The organism is Actinomycetota bacterium, assembly GCA_030650795.1.
Lineage (GTDB): Bacteria > Actinomycetota > Actinomycetes > S36-B12 > S36-B12 > UBA11398.
On the sequence record JAUSDJ010000025.1, the window covers coordinates 60,998 to 69,046 of the forward strand.

At 58.2% G+C, this 8,049-nt stretch carries 8 protein-coding genes; 6 read left to right on the forward strand and 2 right to left on the reverse strand.

Annotated elements, in window-relative coordinates; translation table 11 throughout:
• The first annotated feature begins 12 nt into the window (after nucleotides 1-12).
• A complete protein-coding gene (locus Q7L55_07710; GenBank protein MDO8732440.1) occupies nucleotides 13-186 on the forward strand; it encodes a hypothetical protein in 174 nt (57 codons plus the stop codon).
• A gap of 3 nt (nucleotides 187-189) precedes the next feature.
• Here the strand turns inward: Q7L55_07710 and Q7L55_07715 are convergent, their stop codons facing one another.
• The gene (locus Q7L55_07715) at nucleotides 190-1,401 is read right to left on the reverse strand and encodes an inorganic phosphate transporter (protein MDO8732441.1); all 1,212 of its coding nucleotides are present in this window, start codon (nucleotides 1,399-1,401) and stop codon (nucleotides 190-192) included.
• 335 nt (nucleotides 1,402-1,736) lie between these two features.
• Here Q7L55_07715 and Q7L55_07720 point away from each other — a divergent pair, with 335 nt between their 5' ends.
• The 5 genes from Q7L55_07720 to Q7L55_07740 all read left to right on the forward strand — a co-directional run bounded on the left by Q7L55_07720 (nucleotide 1,737) and on the right by Q7L55_07740 (nucleotide 6,924).
• Nucleotides 1,737-2,837, forward strand: a complete 1,101-nt coding sequence (locus Q7L55_07720) for an acyl-CoA dehydrogenase family protein (GenBank protein ID MDO8732442.1) — start codon at nucleotides 1,737-1,739, stop codon at nucleotides 2,835-2,837.
• Between the two features lie 10 nt (nucleotides 2,838-2,847).
• Nucleotides 2,848-4,011 carry an acyl-CoA dehydrogenase family protein gene (locus tag Q7L55_07725; protein ID MDO8732443.1) on the forward strand — a complete coding sequence of 388 codons (1,164 nt, stop codon included), beginning with the start codon at nucleotides 2,848-2,850 and terminating at the stop codon, nucleotides 4,009-4,011.
• Between the two features lie 90 nt (nucleotides 4,012-4,101).
• Nucleotides 4,102-4,947 carry a patatin-like phospholipase family protein gene (locus Q7L55_07730; protein MDO8732444.1) on the forward strand — a complete coding sequence of 282 codons (846 nt, stop codon included), beginning with the start codon at nucleotides 4,102-4,104 and terminating at the stop codon, nucleotides 4,945-4,947.
• 267 nt (nucleotides 4,948-5,214) lie between these two features.
• Nucleotides 5,215-5,511, forward strand: a complete 297-nt coding sequence (locus tag Q7L55_07735; GenBank protein ID MDO8732445.1) for a DUF4193 domain-containing protein — start codon at nucleotides 5,215-5,217, stop codon at nucleotides 5,509-5,511.
• 183 nt (nucleotides 5,512-5,694) lie between these two features.
• The gene (locus Q7L55_07740; GenBank protein ID MDO8732446.1) at nucleotides 5,695-6,924 is read left to right on the forward strand and encodes a CoA transferase; all 1,230 of its coding nucleotides are present in this window, start codon (nucleotides 5,695-5,697) and stop codon (nucleotides 6,922-6,924) included.
• A gap of 30 nt (nucleotides 6,925-6,954) precedes the next feature.
• Here the strand turns inward: Q7L55_07740 and Q7L55_07745 are convergent, their stop codons facing one another.
• Nucleotides 6,955-7,533, reverse strand: a complete 579-nt coding sequence (locus Q7L55_07745) for a hypothetical protein (GenBank protein MDO8732447.1) — start codon at nucleotides 7,531-7,533, stop codon at nucleotides 6,955-6,957.
• Between the last annotated feature and the right edge of the window lie 516 nt (nucleotides 7,534-8,049).

Here is an 8,049-nt window from a genome sequence, read left to right on the forward strand (position 1 = left end):
TGCACTTCTCGAATGCCCGACGACCTCCTTCACCCAGAGCATGTCGGCGGAATCGCTACTGTGGCTGGCACCGAAAAGGCAATGCAGGTTGCCAAGGCAGTGCACCATGGAGCAGATATCTTCGTGACAACTGATGCACGAATATCACATCGAGATCGTCCATTCGAGCATCAGACGGGCCTGTGATCGCTAGCTTGAAGCTGGCGTGTGATTCTCTTTGGCCGGAGCCGTTGCAGTAGCAACCAGATGCGGCGTCATCGGCAAAGGCTCAGCAAGTACGGACTCTGGCGGCAGTTCGGCGGCAACATCGGAAGCGTGGATGGTGTGCAGCATCGCCCAGATGGCCCAACTGCCAAACGAGATCAAGATGATCGAGACGGCGATCCAGGCCAGTGCCAATGGAAGCTGCGTGAGGTGGAACATCGAGAAGCCAATCAGCGAGGCCGCTGGAATGGTGATGAGCCAAGTGAGCAGCATGCGACCGACGACGCGCCAGTTCACGCCCTTGCCTGAGCCGACGCCCGCTCCGACGATTGAGCTTGCAGCTGCGTGAGTGGTTGAGATCGGCATGCCTATCGCGGTCGCACCGAACATCGCAGTTGTTGCCCCGATGTTCGCCGCGGTGCCCGACGTTGCGTGCAGAGTCGTGATCTTCAGGCCCATGGTCTCGATGATCTTCCAGCCTCCCCACAGGGTGCCAAGCGCGATTGCCGAATAGGCGCCGAGAGCGACCCACTCGGGCACCACCACTGTCTTGCCATCGGCGTCAAGAGACGTGTAGCCAGCACCGAGGAGCAGCGCCGCAATCACCCCCATCGTCTTTTGTGCATCGTTGGCGCCGTGTCCGAACGAGACACCGGCAGCAGAGATGACCTGCAGGCCCTTGAATACTGGGTGGTTGTCGTGCATCTTGAACATTCGTTGTAGAGCGAAGACGAGGTACATCGCTGCGAAGGCAATTGCAAAGGCGACGGCTGGCGAAAGCACGATGCCAAGGCCAGCCTTCTGCACGCTTGACCAGTCGATTGCGTCAAGTCCGCCGGCTGCCAGACCAGCGCCGACCAATCCGCCGATGATTGCGTGGCTGGACGAGGAGGGCATGCCCAAGCGCCATGTCACAAAGTTCCATGCGATAGCCGCGAAGAGCGCGGCGAAGGTCACGGCTACGCCGTCGGTATCGGTCCTCACAGTCTTGGCAATCGTGTTCGCAACTGCAGTACCCACAACGAAATAGGCAAGAAAGTTGAAGAAGGCTGAGAACGGTGGGGCCCATTTCACAGGCAAGGCGCGCGTGGCGACAACAGTCGCCACGGAGTTTGCGGCGTCGTGGAAGCCATTGGTGAAGTCGAAGATCAACGCGAGGACGCAGAGGGCTATGACGGCCAGTAACAGCATGTCCATGGCTTGATGTCTCCTACGCGAAGCCTCAGTGAATAAATGGCGGGGAAGAGGCCACAAACTCAGGTGAATCAGGTCCGTACGCCGGTAAGTGAACATGAGGTGAACGAGCACCGGGTGAGCGGTAGGTGAACGAGAGATGAACGAAATGCCAACACCGCAAATCGCCTCCCGAATCCCTCCTGGAATCGCCCATCTGCCTCCCGAAGGAACCCCAGTCGATTGCCCTGGAAGAGGCGACTGAGCCGATCTGCCTCACCCAGAGCGAACGCTGGTGGTTGAATGCTGTGGTCCGTCGCTGCTGTGCCAGTTCAGGCGGGGCCATCCATGGAGGAATCGTGACCACCACATTGCGTCGCAATGACTACACACTCACCGACGAGCAGGACCAACTCGTTGCCATGTTGCGCAGCCTCTTCACGGAGCAATCCCCGATTGGCGTAGTTCGTGACGCCGAGCCGCTCGGCTTCGACCAGGGCTTGTGGGATACCGCGCGTGACAATGGACTCTTGACGATCTCGCTGCCCACCTCTGTCGGGGGCGATGGTGGAGGACTCATCGAACTGGTGCTCACTGGAATTGAGATTGGGCGGACTGCAGCTCCGATTCCGCTCTTGGATCATGTGGTCGCCATGCGTGCCCTGGCTCGCTTGACCGAACAAGGCGTGAAACTCCCCGGACTTGACTGGGATTCAGCTCTCGCCGGCGAGACGATCGTGAGCCTGGCGCCAATTTCCAGTTGGGAACTCAACGCAGAGCTTGTTCCAAGTGGCGCTGTGGCACGAGCGGTGCTGGCATTCAAGGATGGTGCGCTCATCTTGATGACTCGCGAGTCGGATGCACCGCAGGCGCCAAATGAGGGATGCGCGCCGGTGGCATGGTGGGATCCCAGTGATCAAGCTGTCCAAGTTAGGACGCTCATTGATGGCGCTGACGCTGCAGAGCATTGGGACTTGGCGCATCGTGAGTGGCGGATCGCTACAGCAGCATCGCTTGTAGGCATCCTGGCAATCTCCGGTGAGATCGCTCGCGCCTATGCCGTGGAACGTCAAGCCTTTGGTGTGCGCATCGCGCAGTTCCAAGCGATCTCACACGATCTTGTGGACATGCACATGGATGAAATCACCTCGCGCAATATGGCCTTGAAGGCAGCTTGGCTTACCGAGAATGAACCAGACTTTCGACCGGAGCTTGCCGCGATGGCAATGGCACAAGCCACCCGCTCAGTTCTTCGTAGTACTGCCAAGGCGGTGCATGTGCACGGTGGCATGGGCATCACCCTCGAGGCTGATGTGAGCCTGTTCTACCGCAAGGCTTCGTCATGGTCGCTGATCGGCGGGGGAGTGCGTAGAGATCTTGAAGAGATCGGCAGAGCTATTGATCGGCGAGCAAGTGAACGAGCTCGCTGGCACGAGAACAACGAATTCGTGAAGGCATAGGGAGACAGTCATGGACTTCAGCCAGGTAGAACTGACCGCTGATCAGCAGGCATTCGAGAAGGAGATCCGCGACCTTCTCTCAACAAGTTGGACTCCCAACTACGCGCACATTGCACTTGATCATGATCGATCCCCTGAGCAGGTTCGTCTTGCCATGGCAAAGCGCGGATGGGTGCACCCAGAACTCGCTCAGGGCGAAGGTGGCGCTGGTCTTGGTGAGATCGAGCAGGAGATCATCACCGCCTTGTTCGAAGAGTTCTACATCGCAAACAATGCGAACAACTCGCTGCTGATTCCCACCCTTGAGCAACATGGATCGGCGTGGCTGAAGGAGAACATCCTTCCGGGCATTCGCACGGGTGAATTGACTACCTGTCTGGGCTATTCCGAACCTGACAACGGTTCAGACATTGCCGCAGCCAAGACTCGTGCAGTTCAAGACGGGGATGTCTGGATCATCAATGGCCAGAAGATGTGGACTACATGGGGTAATGAATCCGACTACGTGTTCTTGCTCGCACGCACTGGGCCGATTGAAGAGAAGCACCGCACCCTCACGATGTTCTTAGTGCCAATGGATGTTCCTGGTGTTGAAGCCACACCCGTGTGGATCCTCGGCGGTGGGCGCACGAACGTCACCTTCTATTCAGATGTCACCATCTCCGACAACTACCGCATTGGCCCGGTAAATGAGGGCTGGGGCGTGATGTCTACACCGCTGGCCACCGAGCATGGTGCTGGAGTCACGACTGAAGGCGTCGTTCCTATCAATGGCGGGATGGGCGCTGGCTTCTCTCGGACTTTCGAGAAGTTGATCGACGGGGCAATCGATTGGGCTTCGTCGCGAAAGAGCGCAGATGGTCGTTCACGCCTGGAAGATCCACTCGTACGCATCGCCCTTGCTGAAGCCCTGCTTGATCTCGAAGTCTGCTGGAATGCGGAGGGCGAATTGGGCAAGCCGATGGCGGCAGAGGCCTTGGCCGCGAATGCCGATCGCTTGGCAGACATGGCTGCCCCTGAAGGAATCCTTGATTTCGGTGTCGATGGCAGCATCGCGGCCGGGATCATTGCCAGTGAGCGCCAGCATGCGCCCGGTTCGGCCATCTACGGCGGCACGACTGAGATCTATCGCAACAATCTTGCTCGCCGCCTAGGTCTTCCTCGCCCCTATTGACCCTTGTGAGCGGTTTGGTCTGACGAAAACGCCCACACGGCTCCGCCACTGCGGATACCGTGCCATGAGGCCAATCCAAGGAGTAGCAGCATGAGTCGAGCGTTGATTTGCGGTGGCGGTGGATCTGTAGGAACAGCATGGGAGACGGGTTGGTTCGCTGGGCTGCAAAAGCAGGGAGTCTGGCTGAACGACGCTGATTTCATCCTGGGCACATCAGCGGGAGCTGGCGTTGGGGTGCAGGTTGCTTGTGGTCACGACATGATGGCGCAGGTCGAGCGCTACCGCGCCGCCGGTAAGCGCGCAGCAGCTGGCGGCACGACGGCAGTGCTCAACATCGACGCTGACGCTCAATCGGGATTTCGCGGCCTGTTCGAGCGTGGTCAGGCATCTGGACGCAATGGTGATGTTGCCGTCCGCAAGGAAATCTCTGAGGCCGCGCGAGCCGCGGTGCCGACAATCGAACTCGAAGCATTCTTGCGCACTTTCAAGTACTTGGCCAACGAGGCATGGCCCGCTCCGTATCACGCCGCGTGCTTGAACATCGACACCTTCGAGTTTGAAGCAATCGGTGCCGAGTTAGGTGGCTCCCTTCAGAACGGGGTCGCAGCGGGCTGCGCTGTGCCCGGTGTCTACCCACCTATTCAGGTGGGCAAGAACTTCTACGTTGATGGTGGTTGCCTCTCGCCAACAAGCGTCGACCTTGGCATCGGTTACGACAAGACTCTTGTGTTGCTCGTCGTAGATGGACCCGCGCAAGAAGTAGCCGACCTCGAGGCCAGCGGCACTCCGCACCTGATCGTCAAGCTCGACGCGGATGTCGCGGCAAAGTTGGGACCAAACTTCATGGATGCATCGATGGCATTCCAGGCAGCTGAACGAGGCCTAGAGCAAGGAATCCGCGACGCGGCCATGGTCAAGGAGTTCTGGACCAACTGAGCGCTGAACTGACGATGTCCCTGGCCCAGAGGTTCGGGGAGTCGGTTTGAGCGATCGCGATCCTGTTGCTGCCCGGTTGGAGTTGGGACTTGTGGTGCCGGCAACGGGCCGCATTCACCCTGCCTGAACTCTTTCTGAGCCTGCCACTATGGTGAGCCGCCTATCGCTGGTGAATTCCCATTCCCCTCACGGCCTTGAGGAATATTGAGCAGGCTTCCAGCGTTTGTATGACCACGATTCACTGAAATTTGGGAGCACATTCTTCGCATGGCTACTGACTACGACGCACCGCGCAAGAACGACACAGATGAAGAGGAAAGCCTCGAAGGCCTGAAGGAGATCGCGGCCAAGGAGAACCAGACACCCATTGAGGTGGATGAGAATGACTTGGGCGCGGAGTCCATAGAGTTGCCGGGCGCTGACCTCTCAAACGAGACTCTGGAAATCCGTGTCGTGCCGATCCAGAAAGACGAATTCACCTGCTCGCGCTGCTTCATCGTCCATCACAAGAGCCAGCGTGCTCGCGGTACCGACCAAGCACCAATCTGTTCAGACTGCGACTAGCCGCATAAGTGGGCGCTGGTGCGGTATTGCACCGCACCAGCGCCCACTGTGCTGTCGACTCGCGCGTTTCAGCCTGCCCACCGTTGGCATTCAACTTGAGAACTCCTTCGGGGTCTTGTGCGCGCTTTCGCCGGCAGTTAGCGTGCCAAGTGGCCCGCCCTCGGTTATGACTAAGGAGTTCGCATGCATCGTCCAATGGAAGGCGTTCGTGTCGTCGAGGTGGCTCAGTTCACCTTTGTCCCGTCCTCTGGTGCGGTCCTCGCTGACTGGGGCGCAGACGTCATCAAGATCGAGCATGCTGAAACTGGAGATGCCCAGCGAGGGCTGGTGCGCATCTTGGGGCTGGATGCATCGACTCCGGGCGTCAATTTCTTCCCGATCATGGAAGGCCCCAATCGCGGCAAGCGCAGCCTCGGGCTGACCTTGGGAACCCCAGAGGCCAACGAAATCCTGGCGGAGTTGGTGCGAAGGGCCGACGTCTTCGTGACTAATTTCCTGCCTTCGGCCCGGCGTAAGGCCGGCATCGACGTCGACCAGATCCGAGCAATCAATCCTGACGTGATCTATGTGCGAGGCACTGGCTTTGGCAACAAGGGGCCTGAACGCGATGCGGGTGGTTACGACGCAACCGGATTCTGGGCGCGCGGGGGCAGCGCGGATCTTCAGACGAGTCCTGAATCTGAGCAATTCATGGGAATGCCCACGGGTGCCTACGGCGACAACATCGGTGGCATGACGATCGCCGGTGGTATCGCGGCAGCGCTGTATAAGAGGTCAGCAACTGGTGAGACCTCGATTGTTGATGTGTCATTGCTGAGCGTCGGCGCTTGGGCGACGCAGTATTCGTCAAACGTGGCAATGATTCTTGGTGGTCCAGCTCCGAGGCTGGCAGCGAATTCAACTGGCCCGCGTAATCCGATCACCGGTACCTATCGCACAAAGGATGGACGCTGGATAACGCTGAACATGTTGCAGCCCGGAAAATACTGGGCCGAGTTCTGTCGGGTTGTAGAGCGCCCAGAGCTCGTTGGCGATCCGCGATTCTCGGACGGCAATGTGATTTTGCAAAATGGTCAAGCAGGTGCTGCTCTCGTGGCTGAGATCATGGCCTCAAAGACGTTTGCGGAATGGCTTCCGATCTTCACTTCCATGGACGGTCAGTGGAGTCCGGTGCAGAACACATGGGAGTTAAGCCAGGATGCCTCGCTACGTGCCAATGGGCTGGTGGCTCAAGTCACCGACGCCGATGGCATTCCGCGGGAACTCATCCTGAGCCCGGTGTTGTTTGATGAGAATCCGCCACAGATCGATCGAGCCCCGCAATTCGCCGAACATACCGACGAGATCTTGAGCGAGATCGGGCTCAGTGAAGAGCGGGTGATCGAACTCAAGATCTCGGGCATCGTCACGTGATCTGACCGATGTTGGTCTGACTACGGCTGATTACAGGGTGATAGGTCCCGGCCGAGGAGAGCCAGGGTTCTGGCCGTTCTCGTCCATTGTCTTTGAATGCCGGAATCCCAGAAGCGAGAATACGAGCAGCAAGCCCGCGGCAACGAAAGCCACGATGGCTCCAATCATGGCGAGAGATCCCATGACTCCAAAGGCATAGGCATTGAGCAGGAGCCCACGCAGAGTGCTGCCCTTGAACAGAGTGTCGGCCTGTGCTTTCAGCGTGACGTTCGTTGGATCGGCCTGCAGGGCCGAACTCACCTGTGCGTAGGTCTTCCCGTCAGCAACTGCACTGAGATGAACGGCGATGAAGTCATTTGCGTAAGTCTCGGCTTGGTTGCCCGTGAGGAGCTGTTCACCTCCGTATTGACGCATTTCAGCGAACTGATCTCCCTGGACAGCTGCGCTGTTGGCAGGAGGGAAGAAGATTTGCTGCTCGGCCAATTGGTCATGCACTTGACCGCTCACGAACATTGAGGCCCAAAGCAACAGGCCACCTGCAACAAGCAGCACTGCGGCCATGAGCATTCCGGCAACGGATAAGAGTGTGTCAAATGTCTTGCGACGCATGATGGTGCCTTTCTACTGGTCGGGGCCTGCCGAGAAGATCTTCAGGCAAGGGTTCTTGGTGAGTCTTCAGATTGTGGTGGACGAGTGCTTTCAAGATGTGCCCCTCGTTATGCGTCGAACTTCGGTTCAGCGAATCGGCTGCCGGGTCCGGGGCATACACAGCGCACAGCGCTGGGTTGAATCAAAGTAACAGGGTGACTTGCGCGAGACAAATGGGTGAATCACCTACAGCGTAAATCTTGGATTGCGCTGAAGTGAACGGGGCGATTCTCGCTTGTCAGAGCGGTGCCACAACAAATTCGATATCCCTATTGCTGCCAGTCCACAACTTGGTCATCGTCGCGCCATTCCAAGGGAACAGCTAGCTGTTGTGGCCCTGTGAGGGTTCGGGTGATGCGTGACGGATTGGCTTCGCCTGATCCGTTACACCTTTTTGGTCATTATTGTCTTTAGCTTGCTCTTTGGGCATGCTTCTTGCGGACCTCCTTCTCGCTGGTGCGCAGGACGGTTTTGATG